This window comes from Maricaulis sp. (assembly GCF_048270095.1).
GTDB lineage: Bacteria > Pseudomonadota > Alphaproteobacteria > Caulobacterales > Maricaulaceae > Maricaulis.
The window spans coordinates 1-24,128 of the sequence record NZ_JBLWTL010000015.1; the positions used below are offsets into that span (position 1 = coordinate 1).

Genomic DNA, 24,128 nt, shown 5'->3' on the forward strand with positions numbered 1-24,128 from the left:
CGTGATACCGGCGGTGACAGACAAAACGGAGTAACTCGGAGCTTGACAGAAAGGGCCGCGATTAGACAACACGCACCGGCGAAGCCGGAGCATGTCCCGGGGGGGGCGGGTGTGGCTAAAGCTTCAGCCCGAGTTCCGCCCACATCGCGTCCACCTTCGCCTTCGTCGCCTCATCCATATCCAGCAATTCCCCCCATTCGCGCTGGGTCTCATTGCCCATCTTGTTGGTGGGTGCGTGTTCCATGGTCAGTGTCCTTGCAGGCTGTCGAGAACAGCGGCGAGCACGGGGTCGTGCCCGGTCCGGTAATCGGAAAAGCGGTAGGGGATGGTCACGTCCGGTGTGCGGAAGCGGCGCGTGTCGGAGGCGGCGACCGTCTGGTAGTACTCGCTGGCATGCAGGATCGGCAGATGGCTGTTGGGCGTGATGAAGATATTGGTCTCGCCATTATGATTGGGCCGGTCAGCCGTGGCCTGGCCGTAGAAACGGGCATGGGTCTGTTGTTCGAGTTTGGAGACCAGCATGATGGCGGCTGAATGGGTCATGCGGCTGGTCAGGACGAAAAGATGACCGGGCCGGTTGATCTGCGGATTGTCGCGGATCACCGCCACCAGATCGTCATTGAGCGAGCCGTCGCCGCCGAGCGATTGGCGCAGATCGATCACCAGAACCGGGTTGGCCAGGCTTTCGGCCTGATCCACCGCTGTTTGCGCCAGACCGGCATAACCGCCCGGCTCGCGCTCGGCGATCTGGTTGATCTGCAGATAAGCAGCATTGTCGAGCGTGACCGTCCAGCCCAGAGGATCGGTCGGCTCGCGCCAGAGTGGCGTCGCGGCGGCAGCGGTGTACCAGTCGAGCGCACCGTCCGGACCCGTGGGCCCGCCATCGCTGGAGAATATCCAGTCATATTGCATCGCTGCCGGCAGGGCTTCCAGCGCCAGGGTTTCGCGGCGGCCATTGATTTCCAGCGTCAGCCTGACCGGCTCTCCCGGTGTGGCGAGGCCGAGCGTGTTGAGGATTTCGCGCTGCATCAGCCATTCGGCGACAAATTCAGATGAGAGATTGACCGCATCGCGCGGCAGCATCGTCATTGCCCGATCCACAGCGGCCTGTGTGCCGGTATCGCCGATGGCGATGATGCGTGCGCCGAGAGCGGCGCGGTGTGCCTGTGTGGCGCCGACGATGAACAACCCTTCTTCGAACCATTCAAAACGCACCGGCAGGGATGAAAACGCCGGCCCTGGCGGCATGCCGTCAAAGGGCAGGGCGTGCATCGGCATCCAGGTGTGGCCATCGCCGACCAGCGCCACGATCCGGGCCAGACCGACAATGCGTTCGCTGCGGTTCATGGTCTCGAGCTCGGCCAGATAGGCCTCGAAGGCGGCGCGGAATTCCGGCTCCGGCGTGGCAAAGAACGGGTCTTCATGTTCGGCCAGCAGGACGGCGAGAAAGGCCTCCGCATCTTCGCGCCACAGGGCGGCCTCGCTCGTCGCCTCTGACGCGGCGGTCTGCGTGGTCGGTGCCGGCTGCGCTTCAACGGCGGGGACCGTCGCACAGGCCGCGATAGCGCCGAGCGTCAGGGCGATGCCAAGACGGCGGGGGCGTGAAAAAACTGAGTGTCGCATAATCGGGTCCTTGAATGTGGACTTGAGTCCAAATTGATATGACCTTTAGATGCAGCGGGTGGTGCGGTTGGATGCAGATTAATTTCAGCGCGGCGCAATTCCTTGAATCACCACATCAAATCGCGCCAACAGGCCGGCGCTTAGTGAGATGGTCTGGCCGGAATTGACCCAGGCTTGCGCCGTATTCGTCAGGATTCCGAGCAGGAATTCGGCGAGGAAGGCGGGCTCGATCTCGTGACGGATCTCGCCGCTGGCCTGCCCCTGGTCGACCGCCTCGCGCAGGAAAGTCAGCATTTCATGGTCGACCTCGCGCTCGGTTTCCCCCAGCGGTCCGCTCGGCATGGTGAGCGCGGCAATCTCGGCGATCAGCGCCTTGTCCGCTGTGGCAGCGGCGTCGAGGGCGGCGAACAGGGTTTCGACCTGCCCACGCAGCCCTGGCGCCGCGATCTCGCGTGCCGCAGCAATGACCTGGCGCGTGAAGCGGCGATAATACTCAGCTAGGAAAAGCGCTTTGCCGGGGAAATGATTGAACACGCTGGCCCGCGCCACGCCGGCAGCCCGGGCAATATCCTGCATCGTGGTCGCGCCAAACCCGTCGCGCCGGATCAGCGCGATCGCCGCCTGGTAGATTTTCTCGCGATTGGCAAGGCTGCGGCCGGTCGGGGTGGATGAGGACATGCGGCCAGTATCCGGCGGAAATGGACCGGGGTCCATATGGAGCAGTGCTAGAGCCCCAACTCCGCCCAGATCGCGTCCACGCGTGCCTTCGTTGCCTCATCCATATCCAGCTTCTCGCCCCACTCGCGGCTGGTCTCATGGCCCATCTTGTTGGTGGCATCGAGGCCGATCTTCGAGCCCAGGCCTGAGACCGGTGAGGCAAAATCCAGATAGTCGATCGGGGTGTTTTCGACGGTGACGATGTCGCGGGCCGGGTCCATGCGGGTGGAGACGGCCCACATCACGTCCTTCCAGTCGCGCGGATCGATATCCGCGTCCACCACGATGATCCATTTGGTGTACATGAACTGGCGCAGGAAGGACCAGGCGCCCATCATCACGCGCTTGGCATGGCCGGCATAGGCCTTCTTCATCTTGATGACGGCGATGCGGTAGGAGCAGCCCTCGGGCGGCAGCCAGAAATCGAGGATTTCCGGATATTGCTGCTGCAAGAGCGGGATGAAGACCTCGTTGAGGGCCTCGCCGAGCACGGAGGGCTCGTCCGGCGGGCGGCCGGTATAGGTCGACAGATAAATCGGATCGGAACGCATGGTGATGGCGCTGATCTTGAAGACCGGGAAATGCTCGACGGAATTGTAATAGCCGGTGTGGTCGCCATAGGGGCCTTCCGGGCCATATTCGTCGAGCATGACATGGCCCTCGAGCACGATCTCGGCCTGGGCGGGGACTTTCAGCGGCACGGTCTTGCAGTCGACCAGCTCGACCTTCTGGCCGCGCAGAATGCCGGCGAACTGGTATTCCGACAGCGTGTCGGGGATCGGGGTAACGGCGGCGAGAATGGTGCCCGGGTCGGCGCCGAGCACGACGGCGCAGGGCAGGGGCTCGGGCTTGGTGTCCTTCCAGCGCTGATAATGCTGCGCCCCGCCGCGATGCTTGAGCCAGCGCATCAAGGTCTTGTTCTTGCCCAGCTTCTGCATGCGGTAAATGCCGAGATTGAAATCGTCCTGTTTGTCGTTTGACGGACCCTTGGTGACCACCAGTGGCCAGGTGATCAGCGGCGCCGGTTCGCCGGGCCAGCAGGTCTGGATCGGTAGCCGGTCGAGATCGATCTCGTCGCCGGTCAACACGATGTCCTGGCAGGGCGCGCGCTTCACCGTCTTCGGCCGCATCGACATCACCGTCCTGGCCAGCGGTAACAGCTCGATTGCGCCCTTGAAATCGCGCGGCGGTTCCGGCTGGCGCAGGAAGGCGAGCAGTTCGCCGACCTCGCGCAGTTCGCCGGCTGTCGAGCGCGGCTTGCCGCCGAGCGTCACCGCCTGGGCGACGCGGCGCACCGTGCCGAACAGATTGACCAGGACGGGCATTTCGCTTTTGACGCCATGCTCATTGACGACATTCTCGAACAAGAGCGCCGGGCCGCCGGCATGCAGGGTGCGCTTGTGGATCTCGGTGATTTCCAGATCGGTCGAGACCTGGGTTGAGATGCGCACGAGATCGCCATCACGTTCGAGCTGGTCGATGAAGTCGCGCAGGGATTTACAGGCCATGTCAGGGTCTCGCTTGCACCGGGCGTGGAAACTGCAACTTCGCTGCGCAAAATGCCAGTGCGCGATGTGCCGCAACGCCAGATGTGCTGATGGGAAAAAATCGAACAGGGCCACGCATTTGCCCGCCGGCATGCCCCGCCAATCGCCGGTTTGTCTCTGTTTTTAATGGTGTTTGACTGAAATTGTCGAATTTCCGGAGACAAAGCGTTCAAGCCTTGCCGCTACTCAGCGGCGAACGGAATTCATACGGGCAGAAAACACGATGTTGCACAGGGCAGTGATGGTCTCGAAGGCCCGGGTTGATCTGGGTGTCGGTGCGCTCAACGGCGAGTTGGGCAGTGTTCTGGCCTGTTGCATGAAAGCGAGTACGGACCGCCATATGACGGGCGGTCTGATCTGGGATAGCGGCTGGTTCATGGAAGTGCTGGAGGGGCGCCATGATGCTCTGGAAGGTTTCTGGCAGCACATCATCAAGGATCCGCGCCATGCCGACCCGCAGCGTCTCGAATTTGTGCCCCTGTTGAAGCGCAGCTATGAAACCTGGTCGGTCGCCACACCGCGGCGCGGCCCGGCCAATCATTCCCTGCTTCGAAACCTCCGCAGTAATGTCCCGACCGCCGGTGAGGTGCGGACTCACGTCCGCACCGTCATCGTCACAGGTCTTGTTGCGGAATCGCCGCCGCTGGTCTGCGCCGCCGGAGCCTAGTCAGCCGGAGCGCTGGCGGGCGCTTGCAGCGCGGCGACAACTTCGCGCGCCAGCCGGCCGGAGCGTGAACTGACCCCGAGCGTGGCGCCAAAGCGCACAATCACCAATTCCTGCTCGGGCATGACATAGCCCCACTGCCCCTGGAACCCGCTCATCATGATGGTTTCAGGCGGCAAGCCCGTGGCTTCGGTCGGCAGCCAGAACCCCATGCCATAACCACCACCCGAATTCGGCGTCGGTTCGGCGACAATGCCATACCAGTCTTCCGGCAGGATGCGCCTGCCGTCCACGACGCCATTATCGAGATAGAGCTGGCAAAGGCGTGCCCAGTCCTGGGCCGTGGCATACATGTAGGACGAGCCCTGGAAGACGCCATTCTCGCCCGGCTCCAGGATGGCGGAATATATGTCCAGTGGTTCAAAGATGCGCGCCCGCAAGGCTGTGACCTGTTCGGGCAAGGTATCGCCGAGCCGGCGCTGCAGCGCGTCCGAGGCCAGGATGGTATTGCCGCTCATATATTGCCAGTGCTCGCCGGGCGCATGGAGGCGCTGCCGCGTCGCAGCGAAATGCGGCATGTCCGACTGGGTGAAGAGCATCTGAGAATTGGGGTCCGTGCCATTATTGAGCTCGGCAATCGCCAGTCCGCCGGTCATGCGCAGCAGGGCCTCGATCGTGATCGCGTCGAGGCGTGGATCACCGACCGCCGCCAGGGCCGGGATCTCGCCCTCGGCCCGGATATCAAGCCCGCCGTCCTGCGCCAGGCTGCCGGCGAGTGTGGCGATGACGCTCTTGGTCATCGACCAGCCATGGAAACGCGTCTCCCGGCTGGCACCCGAGGCGTAAAGTTCAGCAACGAGATGGCCTTGATGCAGGACGGCAATGCCAAGCGTGCCGCGGCCGTCCTCGTGGTTCTTGTCAAAGGCGCTGGCCATCGCCGCATCGAGGGCCTCGGTGTCGAAGACGGCCTCGCGGTGCTCCCAGTCGAGCTGCATCGGCATGAAGTCACGCGCAATCGGAACCTCAAGCTCCGGATCGAAGTCATGTCCGCCATGCACCAGCGTACAGCCAAGCCCGTCGCGCCAGACAGCGCGCTGGGTCCAGAACAGGCCGAGCAGGGAGGCGCTGACCTCGCGATTCTCCTCATCGATCGAATAGCTCAACACGCTGTCGGCACCGCCGAGCAGGGGGTCGAGATAGAGTGATTTGGCCCGGTCGGGGGCAAGGCCGGAGACCCAGGTCAGCGAGCACATTTGCTTGGCGACAATGCCCGTCGCGGAGGGCAGGTAGATCTGGCCGATCGGTGACAGGTTGAGTGCCACAATGGCCGCCGTCAGGACTGCGCCGCCGGCGCCGAGTATGATGCGTAACATGTCTGCTCTCCCCCAAATCCCCGATGCGTTCAGTCTAGCCGAATTTCGAGAAATCCGGCTTGCGGCGTTCCATGAAGGCCGTGGCCGCTTCGGAGAATTCTTCCGAGCGCAGCAATTCGGCGAACATGCCGCCTTCCATGGAGATGCGATCATCAAGCGCCTCGGCTGGACGGCGCATCAGTGCCTTGGCGGCGCGCAGGGAGCCGGGTGCCTTGGCGGCGAGATTGGCGGCGCTGGCGCGGGCCAGGGCCTCGACATCATCGGCGACATCATTGATCAGCCCGTGGCGGGCGGCCTTGTCGGCATCCCAGGTCGAGCCGAGCAGCAGAAGATCGGCTGCGATGACATGGCCGAACATGCGCGGCATGACCTGGCTGGAGCCGTATTCCGGTGCCAGGGCGAGATCGACGAAGGGGGTCTTGAAGCTCGCGCGCGGCGAGGCATAGACGAGGTCGCAATGCATCAGCATCGTCACGCCGATCCCGATGGCGAGACCGTCGACGGCCGCGACCACGGGCTTTTTCGCGTGCAGCAGGGCGCGCATGAAATGCTCGACCGGCGGCGTTTCACCGCCTCCGACATGCGGCGGGGCCTGCATGAAATCGACCAGATCATTGCCGGCGGTGAAAATGCCGCCGGCACCGGCGATGATGAAAACCCGGATCGCCGGGTCGGCATCGCCGCTCTCCAGCGCTTCGGCCGCGGCGGTATACATCGGCCGGGTCAGGGCGTTTTTCTTCTCGGGGCGGTTGAAGCGTATCGTGCGGACACCTTCGGCATCCTCGACCAGTACCAGCTCGCTCATCGCAGTCTCCCAATTGGTTTTGGCGCAGACTAGAGCATTGCGCGGCCGCTTGGCCAACGCTTTTGCGCTTACCTATACGTCAAGCAGGCTTGGCAATCAGGCTTCTGTGGCGAGCCGGGTGAGGACGCGGTGCAGTGTGTCGCTATCGTCCTCGCCGAGCCGGGTTTCCAGCTCGGTATTGAGGCCGCGCAGGCTGATCTCGGCGGCATCGCCCAGGGCGCGGCCCTTCTCGGTCAGGGAGACCACGGCGGAGCGGCCATCGGTCCTGGAGGCCGCCTTCTTGACCAGGTCGAGCGCTTCCATACGGCTGACCAGGCCGGTCACGGCAGGCGGGTTGAGCGATAATGTATCGCCGATCTCGCCCATGCGGCGCTCGCCGCGCCGGGCCAGCAGGAAGAGCACGGCGGCCTGGGCCGAGGTGACGCCGGCCTCGGCCTTCAGACGCGCATCGGCATCCCGGTTGAGACGCCGGGCGGCGATTTCGATCAGGAGGAAGAGCCGCCGGTCAACGGCGCGGATACGAGCCATGAAACTGAAACTGAATTGATTCTGGCCGTCAGGGGAGAGCCGTTACCGGAATTTCCAGACCTTGGCATAGCGCACTTCACGGTCTTCCAGGTCGCGGGTCACCGGAACGGTGTATTCGGCCAGTTTCTCCAGCCGGTCCTGCGGCAGGAAGGAGCGCCCGGGATCGCCGATCAGCACGGTCGCACCGCGCTGCGCGAGAGCCTGAAGCCAGCCACCGATCAGACGTGCCGGCGCGTCCTCGTAGAAGACATCCCCGGCCAGCACGACATCCCAACCCTCGTCGCTGCCGACCAGATCGCCGAGCCGGGTTTCCAGCGTGACGGCATTGACGCCCGCATTGGCCTTGATCGCGGCAATGGCGAAGGCGTCGAGCTCACAGGCCAGCACGGATGCCGCCCCGGCCTGTTTCGCGGCAATGCCCGAGACGGCGCCGCCAGCTGCAAAGTCGAGCACGCGCTGGCCGGTCACAATCCCTGGATTGTCGAGGCAATAGCGCGCCAGAGCCTGCCCCCCAGCCCAGGCAAAGGCCCAGAAGGGCGGCGGCAGGCCCATCGCGCCCAGAGCCTCTTCGGTCTGCTCCCAGATCGCCACGGTCTCGACCGCCAGGTGAAGCTGGATTTCGGGGACCAGGGGCGGCGCCATCAGGGCCGTGTGGGCACGAACGAAGGCGACGGGGTCGAGGCTAGCGCTTGCCGGGCTCATTCAGAGCAGGGCGGCGAGGGCGAAGGTCGCGACCAGCAAGAGCCCGGCCGTCCGGTTGGACTTGAAGATCGCCAGGCACTGGTCGCCATTCCCGGTATCGAGCAGGCGGACCTGGTTGAACAGGTGCGCCGTGTAGAGCGTGTAGGGGATCACCACAAAGGGCGTTGCCGAACTGAGCCAGATCGCGAGGCCGACGAGCACGGCATTGAGGCCGTAAAAGCCGGCGACCCAGAGCTGCGAATTATCGCCGAACAGGCGCGCGGTGGATTTGACCCCGACCAGGGCGTCATCCTCGACATCCTGGTGCGCATAGATGGTGTCATAGCCCAGCGTCCAGCAGACCGCCGCGGCATACAGGACCACCACGGTGAGATCGATCCGTCCGGTGGCGGCGATATAGGCGACAGGGATGCCCCAATTGAAGGTCAGCCCGAGCCAGGCCTGTGGCCACCAGGTGATGCGCTTCATGAAGGGATAGGCGGCCACCAGCAGCAGGGCTGCGAGCCCGACGCCGATCGCCGGCAGCGGCAATTGTATGAGCACAAGCAGGCCGACGAGCGCCTGGGCCGCGACGAAGAGCCAGGCCTGTTTCAGCGTCACCGTCGCGGCCGGCAGGGGCCGGTTGGCGGTGCGGGCAATGCGGGCATCGAGATCGCGGTCGACAATGTCATTATAAGTGCAGCCGGCACCGCGCATCGCCACCGCGCCGACCGCGAACAGCACGGCATACCAGAGATCGATCCAGCCCAGCCCCTGGCCGATCCGGGCCAGCATCAGGCCGTGCCAGCAGGGCAGGCCGAGCAGCCAGAAGCCGACCGGACGGTCATAGCGCGCCAGGCGCAGATAGGGGCGCAGCGCCACCGGCGCGGTATCTACCCAACTGCTTGGAAGGGAGTCTGCGACTCGCCGATCGAAATTCAATTGCATCCGCAAAGGTGTGACAAAGCCGGACGGCCAATTCAAGGCAGGCTTGACGGCAAGACGCAGTGCCGCCAAAGCCAAGGGCATGTCGACCGATCCACGCCTCTTCCTCGATTCGCCCTTTGCTGCCGCAGCCCGTCTTGCCCTGAGTCGGGAGGACACGCATTACGTCCTTAATGTGATGCGTCGCGGCGAGGGCGATGGTGTGCGTCTGTTCAATGGCCGTGATGGCGAATGGACAGCCCGGATCGCGGATGCCCATCGCAAGGGCGCGGTGCTCGAACTGGTCGCCCGGACCCGGGCGCAAACCAGCGTGCCGGATCTGTGGCTGCTCTTTGCACCGGTCAAGCGGCAGAAGACCGACCTGATTGTCGAGAAGGCCACCGAGCTCGGCGTGCGCGAAATCCATCCCGTCACCACGCGCCGTACCCAGGCCGACCGCAGCAAGCCGGAACGTTTTCACCTCATCGCCAAGGAAGCCGCCGAGCAGACCGAACGGCTCGACCTGCCGGTGATCGCGCCAATCGAGCGGCTTGAGCGCTTGCTGGAGGGCTGGGATCCGGCGCGTCTTTTGTATTATTGCGACGAGGCTGGCGATGATGGCGGCGAGCCCTGGGGCGGCGATACCGGCCGCGCCGGACCGATGCTGGACGTGCTGCGCGCCTACCCGGCCGGCCCCGCAGCCCTGCTGATCGGGCCGGAAGGTGGATTTACGCCGGAAGAACGCACCCGGCTGCGCCAACTCGATTTCGTCCGCGCCGTCTCGCTGGGGCCGCGCATTCTACGTGCCGAGACAGCTGTTATCGCGGCGCTGGCTCTGTGGCAGGCCGCGCGCGGCGACTGGGCCTGAGCCTCACGTCCGCGTGAAACGCAGACCCTCGCTCTTGTTCAATGCCTCTCACCTCCATATTTGAAACCTGAATTGTTGCACGCAGATTGTTTTGCGCTTGGGGATCTTGCTATGAGCGGCACGTATAATCAGGGCGGCGAAGGTGCCCCCATCGAACATAGCGACCAGCTGGCCGCCTATCTCGCCGCCGGTTGCAAGCCGCGCGACGCCTTTCGCATTGGCACCGAGCACGAAAAATTCGGCTTCGCCCTGAACGATCACACCCCAATTCCCTATTCTGGTGACGGGCCGAGCGTGAAAAAAATGCTCGAAGGCCTTATCCGCTTTGGCTGGGAGCGCGTTGAGGAGGACGGCAAGCTGGTCGCCCTCAAGCGCGAGTCTGGTTCAATCACGCTGGAACCCGGTGGCCAGTTCGAACTGTCCGGCGCGCCGTTGGAAACCGTGCACCAGACCTGCGCCGAGGTGAATCTCCACCTGTCCGAAGTGCGCGAAGTCGCCGACGAGATCGGTGCCGGTTTTCTCGGCCTCGGCTTTTCGCCGAAATGGTCACTGGAAGAGACGCCGATGATGCCCAAGGCCCGCTACGGGTTGATGAAGGCCTATATGCCCAAGGTCGGCACGATGGGGCATCAGATGATGTTCCGCTCCTGTACCGTCCAGACCAATCTCGATTTCTCCAGCGAAGCCGACATGGTCAAGAAATTCCGCGTCTCGCTGGCCCTGCAGCCGCTGGCGACGGCGCTGTTCGCCAATTCGCCGTTCAAGGATGGCGGGCTGAACGGCTATCTCTCCTATCGCGGCCATGTCTGGACCGATACCGACAAGCATCGCACCGGCATGCTGCCCTTCGTGTTTGAAGAGGGGATGAGTTTTCAGCGCTATGTCGACTGGGTGCTCGATGTGCCGATGTATTTCGTCAAGCGTGGCGGAAAATATCTCGACGCGACTGGCCAGAGCTTCCGCGATTTCCTTGATGGACGTCTGCCGGCCCTGCCGGGCGAAAAACCGGTGATCAGCGATTGGGAAGATCATATCGGCACCATGTTCCCCGAAGTACGCCTCAAGACTTTCCTGGAAATGCGCGGCGCCGATAGCGGGCCATGGAACACGCTCTGCGCCTTGCCGGCTTTCTGGGTCGGGCTTTTGTATGATGACAGCGCGCTCGATGCGGCCTGGGATCTGGTCAAGGGCTGGAGCGCTGATCAGCGCGAGGGCATGCGCCTGGCCGCGGCCGTCCACGGCATGCGCGCGGGTTATGATGGTGACCGGTCGATGCGGGATCTGGCGAAGGAAGTTCTGGCGATTTCGCGCGCGGGTCTCAATGCCCGGGCACGCCTGAATAATTACGGAGAGAATGAAGCCCATTTCCTCGACGATCTCGACGAAATCGCGGCCTCCGGTGTGACGCGCGCCGATCAGCTGATCGAACGCTTCAAGGGTGAGTGGAAGGGGTCGATCGAACCGGTCTTCACCGAGTGTGCCTACTAGGTTTTCGCCGGCTTCACGTAGATTTGTAATCTAGATGAATGACGCAAGCGGCAAGTGAGACTTGAGCCTGCCCCGTTGCCGTGGTCAATTGCGGCAATATTTTGACCCGCATCAAGCGGGAAAAGGGGAGGTTTGCGTGACTGATACCAATGCCACGCCGTCGACGGGGTCCGCGGACACGTCATTCTTTGGTCACCCGAGAGGGTTGGCGATTCTGTTTTTGACCGAGATGTGGGAGCGCTTTTCCTATTACGGGATGCGTGGCCTGCTGGTCATTTACCTGACTCAGCATTTCCTGTTCTCTGATGAACGCTCGACCCTGATCTATGGTGCCTATACGGCACTGGTCTATGTCATGACGATCATTGGCGGCACGCTTGCTGACCGTTATCTCGGGCAGCGAAAGGCGGTCACTTTCGGCGCGATCCTTCTTGTCTTTGGTCACGGTATGATGGCGTTCGAAGGCGAAGGCTCGCGTGAGATCTTCACCTATGAAGGCGCTGCCTACGAGTTTACGCTCGATGGCCGCGGTGGCGATGCCAATCAGTTGATCGTCTCCGAGACGGGCCAGTCCCTGATCACATTCGCGGATGAAGGCACCCGCCTGGTCATCGCTGACCCGGATGCGGTTGGTCTGCCAGCTGAATTGCCATTCTCCAGCGATATGACCCGCATCGAGCAGGATCCGCTCTACGTCAATATCCTCTATTTCGCCCTGGCCTTGATCATCGCCGGCGTCGGCTTCCTGAAAGCCAATATCTCGACCATTGTCGGCGCGCTCTACGGGCTCGGCGACACACGGCGCGATTCCGGCTTCACCCTGTTCTATATGGGCATCAATATGGGCGCCTTCCTGTCGTCGGTCACCGTCGGCATTATCGGGATCGTCTATGGCTGGGCCTGGGGCTTCGGTCTTGCCGGTATCGGCATGTTGCTCGGCCTGTTTACCTTCCTCTTCTTCCAGGGCTGGCTGGGTGGCCGCGCAGAGCCGCCAAACCCGGAAAAGCTCAAGGAAAAAGTGTTCGGACCGATCAATGTCGAGATGGCCTGCTATCTCGCCGGCCTCGGCATTATCGGCGTTGCCATGCTCGCCGTCATGAATCCGGAGTATATGGGTGGCGTTCTCGGGCCGCTGGGCGTGATCATGTTCGTCGTCCTGGTCGGCTATGCGCTGCTCAAGACCAAGGGTGCGGAACAAGGCAAGATGTTCGCGGCGATCTATTTCGTGCTGGCGCAGATCCCGTTCTGGGCCCTGTTCGAGCAGGCCGGTTCGTCACTGACCCTGTTCACCGACCGTTTGGTGGATCGCACGATGTTCGGCATTTCGGTGCCGTCGCCGGTCTTCCAGGGGCTCAATGCAGCCTTCATCTTCATCTTCGCACCGCTGATTGCCTGGCTGTGGATCTGGCTCGCCAAGCGCGGCCGCAATCCATCCACACCGGTCAAGTTCGCACTGGGTGTGTTCATGGCGGGCCTGGGCTTCTACGCCCTGGTTGGCGGCATGGGTGTCAGCGGCGGAACCGGCCTGACGGCCGTCTACTTCGTCTTCCTGATCTACTGGATTCACACCATGGGTGAGCTGATGCTCTCCCCGGTCGGATTGTCGGCGGTGACCAAGTTGGCACCACCAGCCGTCGTCGGCATGACGATGGGCGCCTGGTTCCTGTATTCGGGCCTGTCCAACTTCCTCGCCGGTGTCATCGCCTCATCGACCGGCGCGGAAACCATTGGCGGTCAATTGACCGACGTGGCAGCCGCCAAGGCGACCTATATCGAGATCTACTCCCAGGTCGGGATGATCGCGATGGCGATCGCCGTCGTGATGCTGTTGATCTCGCCAATCATCAAGAAAATGATGGGCGATGCCGACGGCACGATGACGCCGCATCCAACCGAGACTGAAGCGGGTGGTCCATCGATGGATCGTTCCTCCGGCGCCCCGTAGGCACCGGATCAATACCAATAGAAAAGGCCGCGGAGCGATTGCCCCGCGGCCTTTTTTTCTGCGCGGAAACTGGCGTCTAGCGCCGGCGGTCCGGCTCCGGTGCCTCGGCCTGCGCGCGGCCATTGCGGCAGACATCGCGCGCTTCGGCGGCGCTGATCTCGAAAACGCCCGCTTCGCGATCGACGGTGAGTGTTGCGTATCGGAGCACATCCATGCCGATCACCATGGCCGGCATCCGGCTCCAGTCGAGCGCTTCGAAAATGTCGAGATCCGCCTGCAGCGCCACGACCGAGTTCAGGCACAGCCCGCCCAGCTGGAGATTGCGCAGGAGGACGGTCTCGGCCTCGGCCACGGTTTCGTCCTGCAGCCGTCCCTCAATCCCGTTGATGCTATAGGTGATGCCGCCGGCATGGTTGTGGACCTGGTTGAGCAATTGTTCATTGACCAGTGTCCGGGCGCTGCCGGAATCGACCAGGACGCGCACGCCGCGCATTCCGCGTCGGAGATCGGCCTGACCGAGAAGCAGGTTTTGCGGATTGACCCAGCCATCGGCATGGTCCGGCGCGGCGCTGTCAAGGGTCAGCGTCGCGGCGGCGAAATCGAGCCTGTAGCGATCGGTCGGCAAGGCATCGGCCCCCAACAAACCCGCCACTGGATGGGGCTGGGTGGGGTCGACCGGGATCACGACGCTATTGAGCGAAACCGGCTCCAGGTCGCCGAAGCGCAAGTCGTGCAGCGCAAAGCGCTCCGCGGAGAAGCGGGTGGTCAAAGACTGGACATCGCCATAATTCTCCCACACCGAGTGGAAGCCGAGTTCCTCCGCGACCGGCTGGGCGATCGCGGTATTGCTGGCCCCGGTGTCGACCAGGAATGTATAGGGACCACTGTCCCCGATCTCGACCTCGACGATCAGATGCCCGCTTGGCGCGCGTTGCAATGTCACCGGCTCAGCCAGGCCGATGGCCGGGATCAACAGCGCGGCGAGGCCGGCGAGCAGGGTCTGGCGCGAGCGGCGATGGGGGCGTGCAGGAGGCTGTGTCAGGCGTTCTTTCAATGGCATCGAGCGTGTCCTCGGGTCGTGAGACGGGCCGGGGCGGCAATGCGGTCGAACTCCGGACTGGCCGCGTGCCGTGAGCGGTTGAACAGGCATGCACGTCTGCATTCGCGTCCGGATGGGCTCACGCTAGCCGTGAACGCTGCTGCGCGCCACACTTTGCCCGCCCGGCTCTCGCAGACGTGATCACCTGGCAGCCGGGCCGGGAGTGCCGCCCGGCTGCCGTGGCGAAGCTTGGCGTCAGAAGGTTCCGCGTACCCGCAGATACCAGATCGAGCCCGAGCTCTCCGTGCGGTATTCGGTGTTCGTCACCAGGCCTGCGGCGCGGGAGCCGTCATAGAAGACCCGTTCGCGCTTATCACCGGTATTGAGTACGCCATCGACGCCAAGCCGGGTCGTGACACCGCCCCATCGGGTGGTCTCGATATAGAGATCGAGATCACCATCGGTATTGTCATAGAGGCGGAATTCCTGGGCGCGGTAGACCTCGCCATCGGAGACCCAGTGATAATCCCAGCCCCAGGCGAGCTGCTGCGCCGGGAAGGTCTGGCGGTAATCAAGGCCGAGTTCCCATTCGCGGGTGCCGGAGAAGGCGCGATCCTGGCCCGTGAGCGGGTCTTCGACATTGGTATTATACCACTCGCCGAACACGTCGATCACGGCATTGCTCAGGCCGAAACGGTCGAGTGGTGTGGTCAGATTGACGGTGACGCGCAGATTGGTGCCGTCGCCAATATTGCCTGGCGCATCGAACACGCCGGTCGGCGTGGTGATCGGCACCCAGCCATCGAGATCCTCGATCCAGTCATAACCGACCTGGAGCGAGGCTGAGCCGTCATCCCCGAAACGGCGTTCCCACTCGGCCTCCAGCGTCCAGGTGCGCTGGGGGACATAATCGGGATTGCCGAGGGTGGCGTTATTGTCGGCAATATCGATCGAGCTGGCGAATTTGCCGAAATCCAGCTGATCGACATCGCGCCTTGCGGTCAGGCGCAAGCGGTTGTGCTCGTCCTGGCGCCAGTTCAGCGTCAGGCTTGGCTTGGGGTAGGCGAAGGAGCGTGACTGTTCGGAATCGCCGGTCTGCACGATCTCCGAGAATTCATAACGCAGACCGCTCTCCAGGCTGAGCCGGTCGCTGACCGTCCAGGTATGATTGACGAAAATCTCGCTGCGCGTCTCCTCGACGCGGGTATTGGCGACCGGCAGCACGATCGGCGTGACGGTCACACCATCATCCTCGAACAGGGCCAGGCCGGTCGCGCGGGCATTGACCGCGATCTCGGCACCAAATTCGAAGGCGTGGCGCTCGTCCGGGGTCCAGGCGAGGGTCTGGCGCAGGGCCGTTTCCTCGGTCTCGCCATTGGCCTCGACGATGATGGCATCGACAAAACCGGATACGGGATCATAGGTCTCATAGGCTTCCGGACCGTCATCCCAGGTCTCGCGGTCGAGCAGCGCCATCGTCTGGATCGAGATGGTGGGGCTCAGCTCGCGCGCATAACTGACCGAGCCGAGATAGGAATTGCCGTGATTGCTGGTCGCGTTCTGCTCATAGCGCAGCGGCACATGGCCAGAGCCGGACGGTGCGTCGATGAAGGAAACCTGGGTGCGCTTCCAGTCCCAGACAGTGCCCTGGAGGTCGAAGCGGAGGCTGGACCGGTCATCGATCTGCCAGTTCAGCGAGAACGAGGGCTCGGCTTCGCGGTAATGGCGCTGATCATTGTCGCGCTGGATCTCCACCAGGGTATCGCTGGCATCGAGCAGGGTGCGGCGGCGATGGATCCGGTTGCCTTCGGTGCCGACATCGAGGCCGAAGCTCAGTTCGACCGGGCCCGCGACCGTCGCGTAGGAGATGATCCCGCGCGGCCCCAGCCGGCCCGATGGCGACATCCGCAAGCGCGCGTCAAACGATCCGGAATTGCCCGCGCCCTCGACGAGGATGATATTCACCAGCCGCGAATGGCCGCGCATATTGTATTCCGGCAGGGCTTCCTGGATCAGTTCCAGCTGCGCGACATCGGCAATCGGGATGCGTTGCAGCACCGTGTCCAGCGACAGGGATTTATTGGACGGGCGGGTGCCATTGATCAGCACATTGCCGAAACTGTCGCCCAGGCCGCGCCGGCTGGTATCACCATCGGACAGGGAAAAGCCGGGAATGCGCTGCACCATGTCCAGCGCCGTGACTGGAGAGAAGGCATCGAAATAGGCCTTGCTGAAAATCGAGCGGCCGTCCTGGCTGTCGGCCTCGAGGCTTTCACCCGCGACCGTCTCTGCCTGAATGACGGCCCATGCCGGTGTGCCAAGTGTGGCGAGACAGGCTGTGCCCGCGATCGCCGATGTCAAAAAATCTCGCATATGTCCCCACAAGATGCGCCTGCCCCAAACCATGAAGCGGGAATACCAACGGACCGTTCACGAGAACACGTAATGATTGGTAATAAAGCTCACAGCGACGCGTGCGGCAGTGCGTCGCACCTGCCGTCACAGGGCTTCGCGCCAACATTGCTTTTCAGTCAGGCAGCGCCGCCGACGGTCAGACCGGCGATTTTCAGGCTTGGCTGGCCGACCCCGACCGGCACGCCCTGGCCACCCTTGCCACACATGCCAACGCCCGGATCCATCGCGAAATCATCGCCGATCATGGTGATCTGGGTCAGCGCCGTCGGGCCATCGCCGATCAGGGTTGCGCCCTTCACAGGGGCCTCGATCTTGCCATTGCGGACCCGATAGGCCTCGGTGCACTGGAAGACGAATTTGCCCGAGGTGATATCGACCTGGCCGCCGCCGAAATTGACCGCATAAATCCCGTCCGTCAGGCTGGCGACCATTTCCTCCGGCTTGTGCTGGCCGCCCAGCATATAGGTATTGGTCATGCGTGGCAGGGGTGGATAGGCGTAGGATTGCCGGCGGCCATTGCCGGTCGGTGCCTGGCCCATCAGCCGCGCATTCATCCGGTCCTGCATATAGCCGACCAGAATCCCGTCCTCGATCAGCACGGTGCGCTCGGTCGGCGTGCCCTCATCATCAATGGTGAGCGAGCCGCGACGCTTTTCCATCGTGCCGTCATCGACAATGGTGACGCCGCGCGATGCGACGCGCTCGCCCATGCGGCCGGCGAAGGCCGAGGAGCCCTTGCGGTTGAAATCGCCTTCCAGCCCGTGACCGACGGCTTCGTGCAACAGCACGGCAGGCCAGCCAGGGCCAAGCACCACATCCATCACACCGGCGGGAATATCGATGGCGTCCAGATTGACGCGCGCAATCCGCATCGCCTCATTGGCCAGGCCTTTCCAGGCGTCCGGCGCGATCCACTGATCGAACTCGGCGCGCCCGCCGGCACCGGCCGAGCCGGTCTCGCGGCGGCCATCACGCTCGACCGTGACCGAGACATTGAGGCGGACGAGCGGGCGGATATCGGTTTTCATATCGCCATCGGCGCGCAGGATGGAGATCGAGCGTGTCGAGCCGGCGATCGAGGCGCTGACCTGGACCACGGATGGATCCTTGGCGCGGCAATAGGCGTCGATCTCCTGCAACAGGGCGGATTTGACCTCGAAGGCCGGATTGGCGACCGGGTCAATCGCGTCATAGAGCTTGCGGTTGGTGCCCGCAGGCGGCGGCGCGAGGATGGCCGCCGGGCCGCGCTTCACGGCCGAGGCCGTCTCGGCGGCGCGCTTGACCGCGTCCAGTGTCGGGTCCGAGGAATGGGCATAGCCAAAGGCTTCACCGGAGACGCAGCGCAGGCCGAAGCCGCGGCTGGTGTCAAAATTGGAGGCCTTCATGCGGCCATCATCGAAGACCAGCGATTCCGAGGCCGCGGTCTCCAGAAACAATTCGCCATCATCGGCACCGGACATCGCCTCGGCGAGCACAGGCCGGACATCGTCAGCATCGAATTCGAACTGGGAGATCGGTTCGTCGGACATGATGGGCCTCACTTCTGCTTCTTCGGATGGGTTAGACATAGTTCAGCGCGTGCCCTGAGGGAATAAGCACGGGTCCGGGCAATCGCAGCGTTTCGCCGATTCGAGCCCTGCCATGCCTGCCCAGACTGAGACGATTGGACGCACGCGCGCCGCCGCCCGGCCGTGAAACCGCAAATCCGATAGTGATTTCATGTGGAAAGCCAGCCTATGACAGTCCGTAGCCGGGCCGGTAAGCGACTGAACAGCTTGAATTTTTCTGAAAATTGGACCAAGCCCTGCTCAACGCGCTACAAAAAGTGTGCTTGGTGACCTGACAGCGTCAGTGACCACCTCTATATTCCGCCGCCATCGGTGAGGGTTTCCTCACCTTCACGCCTGACTTGTATGGGGAAGCCATGCGTTTCTTGACCGCAATTGTGCTTACTTGGATCACCGCATCCACTTCCGCCCTGGCGCTGAATGTGCCGGCGGACGGGGGATTGAACCTCCCGCGCGCCGTGACGCCAATCATGGAGCGGATCGGCGAGTTCCACACCTTGCTGCTGTGGATCATCATTCCGATCACGCTCTTCGTCATGGCCCTGCTCGTCTGGTGCATGTGGCGTTACAATTCGAAGAATAACCCGGTCCCCAGCAAGAGCAGCCATAATACGATGCTCGAAGTGGTCTGGACCGCTCTGCCGGTTGTGATCCTGATCGCCATTTCGGTCTTCTCCTTCCCGCTTCTTTATTATCAAGAAGAGATTCCTGACGCCGATTTCACCATCAAGGCGACCGGAAACCAGTGGAACTGGACCTATGAGTATCCCGACCAGGGCGCGATGGAATATCTCTCCATCATGGTTCCTGAAGCGGATCTCCAGCCGGGTCAGCACCGCAATCTCTCGGTCGATTACCCGCTGGTCGTGCCGATTAATGCGGTCGTCCGTCTGCAGGTGACCGCGACCGACGTGATCCACAATTTCGCAATGCCGGCCTTCGGGACCAAGATCGACGCCATTCCTGGCCGCATCAATGAGTCCTGGTTCCAGGTCACAGAGGAAGGCACTTTCTACGGTCAGTGCTCGGAATTGTGCGGCCTCGGCCATGCCTTCATGCCGATCGAGGTTCGTGTCGTATCCCAGGACGTGTTTGACGCCTGGATCGCGGCAGAGCCGGGTACGGATGAATCGAATGCCGTAATTGCCGCATACGAAGCCGCGCGGGATACGCGCCTGGCGCAACTCGATTAGGAATGGGCTGAACCATGTCTGCTGACGCCGCAAATCACGACGCTCACATCCCAAGCATGTGGGACTGGAAGCGCTGGGTATTCTCGACCAATCACAAGGACATCGGCACGATGTACCTGATCTTCGCGATTCTCGCGGGGATTATTGGTGGCGGAATGTCCGGACTGATCCGTTGGGAACTGGCCGAGCCGGGCTTGCAGGTCTTCGACGGCATGGCGTTCGGCGGTTTCTTCGGCGATGCCCAGGGCTATAACGTCATCACCACGATGCACGGCCTGATCATGATCTTCTTCATGGTTATGCCGGCGATGATTGGCGGCTTCGGCAACTGGTTCGTGCCGCTGATGATCGGCGCGCCGGACATGGCCTTCCCGCGCATGAACAACATCTCCTTCTGGCTGCTGCCCTTCTCCTTTGCGCTGGCCCTGATGTCGATGTTCGTGCCGGGCGCGGGTGGTGCCAATGGTTTCGGTGGTGGCTGGGTCATGTATCCGCCGCTCTCGACGATGGGTCATCCGGGCCCTGCGATGGATCTTCTGATCCTGTCGCTGCACATTGCCGGTATCAGCTCCATCCTCGGTGCGATCAATTTCATCACCACGATTTTCAACATGCGCGCGCCGGGCATGACCATGCACAAGATGCCCTTGTTTGCCTGGTCGATCCTGGTCACCGTCTTCCTGCTTCTGCTCTCGCTGCCCGTGCTGGCCGGCGCCCTGACCATGCTGCTGACGGACCGTAATTTCGGCACCGCTTTCTTCGATCCCGCCGGTGGCGGCGATCCGGTGATGTATCAGCACCTGTTCTGGTTCTTCGGACACCCGGAAGTCTACATCCTGATCCTGCCCGGTTTCGGCATGGTCTCTCACATCGTCTCGACCTTCTCCAAGAAGCCGATCTTCGGCTATCTCGGCATGGCCTATGCCATGGTCTCGATCGGTGCGATCGGCTTCATTGTGTGGGCGCACCACATGTTCACCGTCGGTATGCCGGTTGACCTGAAAGCCTATTTCGTCGCCGCCACCATGGTGATCGCGGTGCCGACCGGCATCAAGATCTTCTCCTGGATTGCCACGATGTGGGGCGGTTCGATGGAATTGCGCACGCCAATGCTGTGGGCGATCGGTTTCATCTTCCTGTTCACCGTTGGTGGCGTGACCGGCGTCGTGCTGGCCAATGCCGGCATCGATGTCTCGCTTCACGACACCTATTACGTCGTCGCCCACTTCCACTATGTGCTGTCACTCGGCGCCGTGTTCGCGATCTTTGCCGGCTGGTATTACTGGTTCGAGAAGATCTGGGGCGTGAAATACAACTCCATCCTGGCCCGCTTGCAATTCCTCTTCTTCTTCGTGGGCGCCAATGTGATCTTCTTCCCGCAGCACTTCCTGGGTCTGCAGGGCATGCCGCGCCGCTATGTCGACTACGCAGACGGCTTTGCCTTCTGGAACGGCGTTTCGTCCTGGGGCTATGTGATCATGCTGGTGGGTATGGTGCTGTTCTTCGCCGTGCTGATCGAGGCGGCACTGCGCCGTCGCAAGGCTGACGCCAATCCATGGGGCGAAGGCGCCACCACGCTGGAGTGGACCTTGTCCTCACCGCCGCCTTTCCATCAGTTCAACGAGCTGCCACGGATCAAATAGGCGCCATGGCGGATACTTCCACCAACTCCGGCGTTCATCGCACTGAGGGCGGGGCCGTTTCAACGGCCTCGCCCCGCGATTATTTTGACCTGATGAAGCCGCGTGTGATGACGCTCGTCGTCTTCACCGCCTGCGCCGGTCTGGTCGCTGCTCCGGTCGATATGGATCCGGTTCTGGCAGCGATCGCGATTCTCAGCCTGGCCGTGGGTGCCGGTGCGGCCGGTGCGCTCAACATGGCCTATGACGCCGATATCGATGCCATCATGCAGCGCACCCGCAAGCGGCCCATCCCGCGCGGGGCTGTCAGCAAGGCCGATGCCTATGGCCTGGGCATTATCGCCTCCATCCTGTCGGTATTGATGATGGCGCTGGCGAGCAATTATCTTGCCGCCGGCCTTCTCGCTTTCTCGATCTTCTTCTACGCCGTCATCTATTCGATGTTTCTCAAGCGCTCGACGCCGCAGAATATCGTCATTGGCGGCGCCGCCGGCGCTTTCCCGCCGATGATTGGCTGGGTCGCCGCGACCGGCCATATCTCGCTCGATGCCTTCATTCTCTTCATGATCATCCTGCTGTGGACGCCGCCGCATACCTGGGCGCTGGCGCTCTATAAATGCGGCGATTATGCCGCCGCCGGCATTCCGATGATGCCGGTCGCCAAAGGGCCGAAATCCACCCGGCTGCAAATCCTGCTCTATTCCATCGTGCTGGTTGTCTTCGCCGGTGCACCTGTGCTGACCGGCCTTGGCGGTATCGCCTATGCCCTGACTTCGCTCGGCGGCGGGGCCCTCTTCCTGCTGCTCGCCTGGCGGGTGTTCAACTCACGCGCCGGTGAAGCCGGTTCGGCCGAGGAGGGCGCGCTCTATGCCGTCCGCGCCGGCGACAAGGCTGCGCGCGACCTGTTCGCCTATTCCATCGGTTATCTCACCGTCCTTTTTGCCGCATTGATTATTGAGCACGGATTTGGTGCCTATATGTCGGTCCCGGGAGTAGGTGGATGAGCGATATCAAGGACGACACTCTGAAGACTGACGCGCCGGCGGCGACGCCGCCTGAGCCGGCCAGCCAGTCTGTGTTCCAGGCCCATGAAGGCGTGCCGACCGGGGAATTCGTCGCGCTGACGCCCGAGCAGACCGCAGCACGCAAGCGCCGCAATATTGCGATCGGCCTGAGCCTGCTGGCTTTTTGCGCCCTGGTCTTCGTCGTCACCGTGATCCGGATCGGGCAGAATTTCGCCGAGGCGGGTGCGGTATGAAGGCGTCCCTCGACAAGAATGCGCGCGTCGCGCTGTTTGCCGGCGTCGCAGCTGTGACCATGGTCGGCGCTGCGTTCGCGTCCGTGCCACTCTACAGCCTGTTCTGCCAGGTGACCGGCTATGGCGGTACAACCCAGGTCGCGCTTGGCGAAGCGGGTGAAGTGCTCGACCGCGAAATGACCGTCCTGTTCGACGCCAATACGGGCCGCGGCCTGCCCTGGGAGTTCGAGCCGGTACAGCGCTCGCTGACCCTGAATGTCGGCGAGAGCGGCCTGGCCTACTACCGGGCGACCAATACCTCCAATCACCGTATCACCGGCGTGGCGACTTATAATGTGGCGCCATTCAAGGCGGCGACCTATTTCTCCAAGATTGAGTGTTTCTGCTTTACAGAACAAACGCTTGAGCCCGGCGAAAGCATTGATATGCCGGTCCTGTTCTTTGTCGATCCGCTGATCGCCGAAGAGCGTTTCCTGGATGATGTTCACACCATCACCCTGTCCTATACGTTTTTTGAAACCGATGAGGCTGCGTCTTCGCCAAGCGATGCCGCGCCTTAGCATTGAACCTTTGTCCCGTCGCGGTTATCACCGCCCGACAGGACTGATTTGAAGTCGCAGGAGATTCGCGATGGCTGGGCATGCCGTAAAGCACGATTACCACTTGGTCGATCCGAGCCCGTGGCCGTTTGTCGGCTCGCTGGGCGTATTCCTTCTGGCGCTTGGCGCCGTGGGCAATATGAAAGGCCTTGTCGGTCCCGATCATCCGCTCGCCATCCTCTATGCTGATGGCGGTTGGGGCGGTCTGATCCTCGGCTTCGCCGTGGTCATCTACACGATGATCGGCTGGTGGGGCGATGTGATCAAGGAATCCAACCGCGGTGATCACACGCCTGTGGTGGATATCGGCCTTCGCTACGGCATGATCATGTTCATCGCGTCTGAAGTGATGTTCTTTGTCGCCTGGTTCTGGGTCTTTTTCGAATACGCGATCTTCCATGAAGTCCGCATCGATCCGGCCCTGGCCTCCTGGCCGCCGGCCGGGATCGAGACTTTCGACCCCTGGCACATCCCGCTGATGAACACGCTGGTCCTGTTGCTCTCCGGCACGACCGTGACCTGGGCTCACCATGCCCTGCAGCATGATGATCGCAAGGGTGCCAAGCTCGGCCTCCTTTTGACCGTCATTCTCGGCCTCTGCTTCACGGCGCTGCAGGCGATCGAATACGCCGAAGCCGGCTTCTCGATTTCCGGCAATCTGTATGGTTCGGCCTTCTTCATGGCGACGGGCTTTCATGGCGCCCACGTCATTATCGGCACCATCTTCCTGGCCGTCTGCCTGTTCCGCCTGATGGCGGGCCAGATGTCCGCCAAGAAGCATTTCGGTCTCGAGGCTGCGGCCTGGTACTGGCACTTCGTTGATGTGGTCTGGCTCTTCCTGTTCACCTTCGTCTACGTCGTTTACCAGTAACCGGAACGGATATGGAAAAACCCTCCCCCTTCGCCGCCGGCCTCTCGGGTCGCTGTCCGAAGTGTGGGGAGGGGGCCATGTTCAAGGGCCTGTTGGCGCTCGCGCCGCGTTGCGATGCGTGCGGCGCCGATTTCGAGAGCGCCGATGTCGGTGATGGTGCGGCGGTGTTCGCGCTCTTCATTGTCGGTTTCCTTGCCATCGTGCTCTTCCTGCTGACGGCGGTCGCCTTCCGGGGCCTGCCCTGGTGGGGGCATATGATCATCCAGGTCCCGTTTATCTTTGGCGCGTCCATTCTGTGTCTGCGTCCGCTCAAGGGCCTGCTCTTTGCGCTGCAGTTCGAGCATGACGCACAACAGGGCCGGCTCGACGATTAGGCCAGGCT

The 24,128-nt window shown here is 62.5% G+C and carries 23 protein-coding genes; 11 read left to right on the top strand and 12 right to left on the bottom strand.

Translation table 11 applies throughout. The features are described 5' to 3' along the window. Window positions 1–115: 115 nt before the first annotated feature. From ACN0YJ_RS09540 to ACN0YJ_RS09555, 4 genes are all read right to left on the bottom strand, one after another. Window positions 116–244: a hypothetical protein gene (locus ACN0YJ_RS09540; RefSeq protein WP_417490166.1), complete on the bottom strand. Its 129-nt coding sequence runs from the start codon at window positions 242–244 to the stop codon at window positions 116–118. Window positions 245–246: 2 nt separating this feature from the next. Further along, window positions 247–1,623, bottom strand: a complete 1,377-nt coding sequence (locus tag ACN0YJ_RS09545; RefSeq protein WP_417496058.1) for a hypothetical protein — start codon at window positions 1,621–1,623, stop codon at window positions 247–249. Window positions 1,624–1,707: 84 nt separating this feature from the next. Beyond that, window positions 1,708–2,301: a TetR/AcrR family transcriptional regulator gene (locus ACN0YJ_RS09550; protein WP_417490164.1), complete on the bottom strand. Its 594-nt coding sequence runs from the start codon at window positions 2,299–2,301 to the stop codon at window positions 1,708–1,710. 47 nt (window positions 2,302–2,348) lie between these two features. After that, window positions 2,349–3,848 (bottom strand): UbiD family decarboxylase, encoded by a 1,500-nt coding sequence (locus tag ACN0YJ_RS09555; protein ID WP_417496059.1) that lies wholly within the window; start codon window positions 3,846–3,848, stop codon window positions 2,349–2,351. A gap of 262 nt (window positions 3,849–4,110) precedes the next feature. Here ACN0YJ_RS09555 and ACN0YJ_RS09560 point away from each other — a divergent pair, with 262 nt between their 5' ends. Next, the gene (locus ACN0YJ_RS09560; protein WP_417490162.1) at window positions 4,111–4,554 is read left to right on the top strand and encodes a BLUF domain-containing protein; all 444 of its coding nucleotides are present in this window, start codon (window positions 4,111–4,113) and stop codon (window positions 4,552–4,554) included. Here ACN0YJ_RS09560 and ACN0YJ_RS09565 read toward each other — a convergent pair. From ACN0YJ_RS09565 to ubiA, 5 genes are all read right to left on the bottom strand, one after another. Continuing rightward, the gene (locus ACN0YJ_RS09565; RefSeq protein ID WP_417477634.1) at window positions 4,551–5,924 is read right to left on the bottom strand and encodes a serine hydrolase domain-containing protein; all 1,374 of its coding nucleotides are present in this window, start codon (window positions 5,922–5,924) and stop codon (window positions 4,551–4,553) included. The two genes, ACN0YJ_RS09560 and ACN0YJ_RS09565, sit on opposite strands and share 4 nt — an antisense overlap. 34 nt (window positions 5,925–5,958) lie before the next feature. Beyond that, entirely contained in the window at window positions 5,959–6,729 is a 771-nt protein-coding gene (locus ACN0YJ_RS09570; protein WP_417496060.1) for an enoyl-CoA hydratase, read from the bottom strand. A 96-nt stretch (window positions 6,730–6,825) separates the two neighbouring features. Beyond that, window positions 6,826–7,257: a MarR family winged helix-turn-helix transcriptional regulator gene (locus ACN0YJ_RS09575; RefSeq protein WP_417477632.1), complete on the bottom strand. Its 432-nt coding sequence runs from the start codon at window positions 7,255–7,257 to the stop codon at window positions 6,826–6,828. A 42-nt stretch (window positions 7,258–7,299) separates the two neighbouring features. Beyond that, window positions 7,300–7,959: a class I SAM-dependent methyltransferase gene (locus ACN0YJ_RS09580; protein ID WP_417477631.1), complete on the bottom strand. Its 660-nt coding sequence runs from the start codon at window positions 7,957–7,959 to the stop codon at window positions 7,300–7,302. Beyond that, on the bottom strand, window positions 7,960–8,886 hold the full coding sequence (gene ubiA, locus ACN0YJ_RS09585; protein ID WP_417489805.1) for a 4-hydroxybenzoate octaprenyltransferase: 927 nt from the start codon (window positions 8,884–8,886) through the stop codon (window positions 7,960–7,962). A 43-nt stretch (window positions 8,887–8,929) separates the two neighbouring features. On the opposite strand from ubiA, the gene ACN0YJ_RS09590 reads away from it, so the two are divergent. The 3 genes from ACN0YJ_RS09590 to ACN0YJ_RS09600 all read left to right on the top strand — a co-directional run bounded on the left by ACN0YJ_RS09590 (window position 8,930) and on the right by ACN0YJ_RS09600 (window position 13,163). Next, window positions 8,930–9,730 carry a 16S rRNA (uracil(1498)-N(3))-methyltransferase gene (locus ACN0YJ_RS09590; protein ID WP_417496061.1) on the top strand — a complete coding sequence of 267 codons (801 nt, stop codon included), beginning with the start codon at window positions 8,930–8,932 and terminating at the stop codon, window positions 9,728–9,730. A gap of 111 nt (window positions 9,731–9,841) precedes the next feature. Next, window positions 9,842–11,218: a glutamate--cysteine ligase gene (locus ACN0YJ_RS09595; RefSeq protein ID WP_417496062.1), complete on the top strand. Its 1,377-nt coding sequence runs from the start codon at window positions 9,842–9,844 to the stop codon at window positions 11,216–11,218. 229 nt (window positions 11,219–11,447) lie between these two features. Then, window positions 11,448–13,163 (top strand): peptide MFS transporter, encoded by a 1,716-nt coding sequence (locus ACN0YJ_RS09600; protein ID WP_417477760.1) that lies wholly within the window; start codon window positions 11,448–11,450, stop codon window positions 13,161–13,163. Window positions 13,164–13,239: 76 nt separating this feature from the next. Here the strand turns inward: ACN0YJ_RS09600 and ACN0YJ_RS09605 are convergent, their stop codons facing one another. The 3 genes from ACN0YJ_RS09605 to tldD all read right to left on the bottom strand — a co-directional run bounded on the left by ACN0YJ_RS09605 (window position 13,240) and on the right by tldD (window position 18,146). Beyond that, window positions 13,240–14,223, bottom strand: a complete 984-nt coding sequence (locus tag ACN0YJ_RS09605; RefSeq protein ID WP_417496063.1) for an aspartyl protease family protein — start codon at window positions 14,221–14,223, stop codon at window positions 13,240–13,242. 234 nt (window positions 14,224–14,457) lie between these two features. Continuing rightward, window positions 14,458–16,575, bottom strand: coding sequence for a TonB-dependent receptor plug domain-containing protein (locus tag ACN0YJ_RS09610; RefSeq protein ID WP_417496064.1), 2,118 nt, complete (start codon window positions 16,573–16,575; stop codon window positions 14,458–14,460). A 158-nt stretch (window positions 16,576–16,733) separates the two neighbouring features. Beyond that, a complete protein-coding gene (gene tldD, locus ACN0YJ_RS09615) occupies window positions 16,734–18,146 on the bottom strand; it encodes a metalloprotease TldD (protein WP_417496065.1) in 1,413 nt (470 codons plus the stop codon). Between the two features lie 395 nt (window positions 18,147–18,541). Between tldD and coxB the strand changes: the two genes are divergently transcribed. The 7 genes from coxB to ACN0YJ_RS09650 all read left to right on the top strand — a co-directional run bounded on the left by coxB (window position 18,542) and on the right by ACN0YJ_RS09650 (window position 24,120). Then, window positions 18,542–19,378, top strand: a complete 837-nt coding sequence (gene coxB, locus ACN0YJ_RS09620) for a cytochrome c oxidase subunit II (RefSeq protein WP_417477625.1) — start codon at window positions 18,542–18,544, stop codon at window positions 19,376–19,378. 14 nt (window positions 19,379–19,392) lie between these two features. Further along, complete coding sequence (gene ctaD, locus ACN0YJ_RS09625) at window positions 19,393–21,021, top strand: cytochrome c oxidase subunit I (protein ID WP_417477624.1); 1,629 nt, start codon at window positions 19,393–19,395, stop codon at window positions 21,019–21,021. Window positions 21,022–21,026: 5 nt separating this feature from the next. Further along, on the top strand, window positions 21,027–22,022 hold the full coding sequence (locus ACN0YJ_RS09630) for a heme o synthase (RefSeq protein ID WP_417477623.1): 996 nt from the start codon (window positions 21,027–21,029) through the stop codon (window positions 22,020–22,022). After that, window positions 22,019–22,276 (top strand): hypothetical protein, encoded by a 258-nt coding sequence (locus ACN0YJ_RS09635; RefSeq protein WP_417496066.1) that lies wholly within the window; start codon window positions 22,019–22,021, stop codon window positions 22,274–22,276. Before ACN0YJ_RS09630 ends, ACN0YJ_RS09635 begins: the two co-directional genes overlap by 4 nt. After that, complete coding sequence (locus ACN0YJ_RS09640) at window positions 22,273–22,836, top strand: cytochrome c oxidase assembly protein (RefSeq protein WP_417477621.1); 564 nt, start codon at window positions 22,273–22,275, stop codon at window positions 22,834–22,836. Before ACN0YJ_RS09635 ends, ACN0YJ_RS09640 begins: the two co-directional genes overlap by 4 nt. A gap of 70 nt (window positions 22,837–22,906) precedes the next feature. Further along, window positions 22,907–23,746 carry a cytochrome c oxidase subunit 3 gene (locus ACN0YJ_RS09645; protein ID WP_417489800.1) on the top strand — a complete coding sequence of 280 codons (840 nt, stop codon included), beginning with the start codon at window positions 22,907–22,909 and terminating at the stop codon, window positions 23,744–23,746. 77 nt (window positions 23,747–23,823) lie between these two features. Beyond that, window positions 23,824–24,120, top strand: coding sequence for a DUF983 domain-containing protein (locus tag ACN0YJ_RS09650; RefSeq protein WP_417477619.1), 297 nt, complete (start codon window positions 23,824–23,826; stop codon window positions 24,118–24,120). The last annotated feature ends 8 nt before the right edge of the window (window positions 24,121–24,128 follow it).

What these genes read in the sequence shown, in the direction of transcription:
- ACN0YJ_RS09565 (WP_417477634.1), bottom strand. Translation starts at nt 5,924, where the DNA reads ATGTTACGCATCATACTCGGCGCCGGCGGCGCAGTCCTGACGGCGGCC.
- ACN0YJ_RS09635 (WP_417496066.1), top strand. Translation starts at nt 22,019, where the DNA reads ATGAGCGATATCAAGGACGACACTCTGAAGACTGACGCGCCGGCGGCG.
- ACN0YJ_RS09555 (WP_417496059.1), bottom strand. Translation starts at nt 3,848, where the DNA reads ATGGCCTGTAAATCCCTGCGCGACTTCATCGACCAGCTCGAACGTGAT.
- ACN0YJ_RS09575 (WP_417477632.1), bottom strand. Translation starts at nt 7,257, where the DNA reads ATGGCTCGTATCCGCGCCGTTGACCGGCGGCTCTTCCTCCTGATCGAA.
- ACN0YJ_RS09550 (WP_417490164.1), bottom strand. Translation starts at nt 2,301, where the DNA reads ATGTCCTCATCCACCCCGACCGGCCGCAGCCTTGCCAATCGCGAGAAA.
- coxB (WP_417477625.1), top strand. Translation starts at nt 18,542, where the DNA reads ATGCGTTTCTTGACCGCAATTGTGCTTACTTGGATCACCGCATCCACT.
- ACN0YJ_RS09610 (WP_417496064.1), bottom strand. Translation starts at nt 16,575, where the DNA reads ATGCGAGATTTTTTGACATCGGCGATCGCGGGCACAGCCTGTCTCGCC.
- ACN0YJ_RS09645 (WP_417489800.1), top strand. Translation starts at nt 22,907, where the DNA reads ATGGCTGGGCATGCCGTAAAGCACGATTACCACTTGGTCGATCCGAGC.
- ACN0YJ_RS09595 (WP_417496062.1), top strand. Translation starts at nt 9,842, where the DNA reads ATGAGCGGCACGTATAATCAGGGCGGCGAAGGTGCCCCCATCGAACAT.
- ACN0YJ_RS09605 (WP_417496063.1), bottom strand. Translation starts at nt 14,223, where the DNA reads ATGCCATTGAAAGAACGCCTGACACAGCCTCCTGCACGCCCCCATCGC.
- ctaD (WP_417477624.1), top strand. Translation starts at nt 19,393, where the DNA reads ATGTCTGCTGACGCCGCAAATCACGACGCTCACATCCCAAGCATGTGG.
- ubiA (WP_417489805.1), bottom strand. Translation starts at nt 8,886, where the DNA reads ATGCAATTGAATTTCGATCGGCGAGTCGCAGACTCCCTTCCAAGCAGT.
- ACN0YJ_RS09640 (WP_417477621.1), top strand. Translation starts at nt 22,273, where the DNA reads ATGAAGGCGTCCCTCGACAAGAATGCGCGCGTCGCGCTGTTTGCCGGC.
- ACN0YJ_RS09545 (WP_417496058.1), bottom strand. Translation starts at nt 1,623, where the DNA reads ATGCGACACTCAGTTTTTTCACGCCCCCGCCGTCTTGGCATCGCCCTG.
- ACN0YJ_RS09650 (WP_417477619.1), top strand. Translation starts at nt 23,824, where the DNA reads ATGTTCAAGGGCCTGTTGGCGCTCGCGCCGCGTTGCGATGCGTGCGGC.
- ACN0YJ_RS09630 (WP_417477623.1), top strand. Translation starts at nt 21,027, where the DNA reads ATGGCGGATACTTCCACCAACTCCGGCGTTCATCGCACTGAGGGCGGG.
- ACN0YJ_RS09600 (WP_417477760.1), top strand. Translation starts at nt 11,448, where the DNA reads ATGTGGGAGCGCTTTTCCTATTACGGGATGCGTGGCCTGCTGGTCATT.
- ACN0YJ_RS09540 (WP_417490166.1), bottom strand. Translation starts at nt 244, where the DNA reads ATGGAACACGCACCCACCAACAAGATGGGCAATGAGACCCAGCGCGAA.
- ACN0YJ_RS09580 (WP_417477631.1), bottom strand. Translation starts at nt 7,959, where the DNA reads ATGAGCCCGGCAAGCGCTAGCCTCGACCCCGTCGCCTTCGTTCGTGCC.
- ACN0YJ_RS09570 (WP_417496060.1), bottom strand. Translation starts at nt 6,729, where the DNA reads ATGAGCGAGCTGGTACTGGTCGAGGATGCCGAAGGTGTCCGCACGATA.
- tldD (WP_417496065.1), bottom strand. Translation starts at nt 18,146, where the DNA reads ATGTCCGACGAACCGATCTCCCAGTTCGAATTCGATGCTGACGATGTC.
- ACN0YJ_RS09560 (WP_417490162.1), top strand. Translation starts at nt 4,111, where the DNA reads ATGTTGCACAGGGCAGTGATGGTCTCGAAGGCCCGGGTTGATCTGGGT.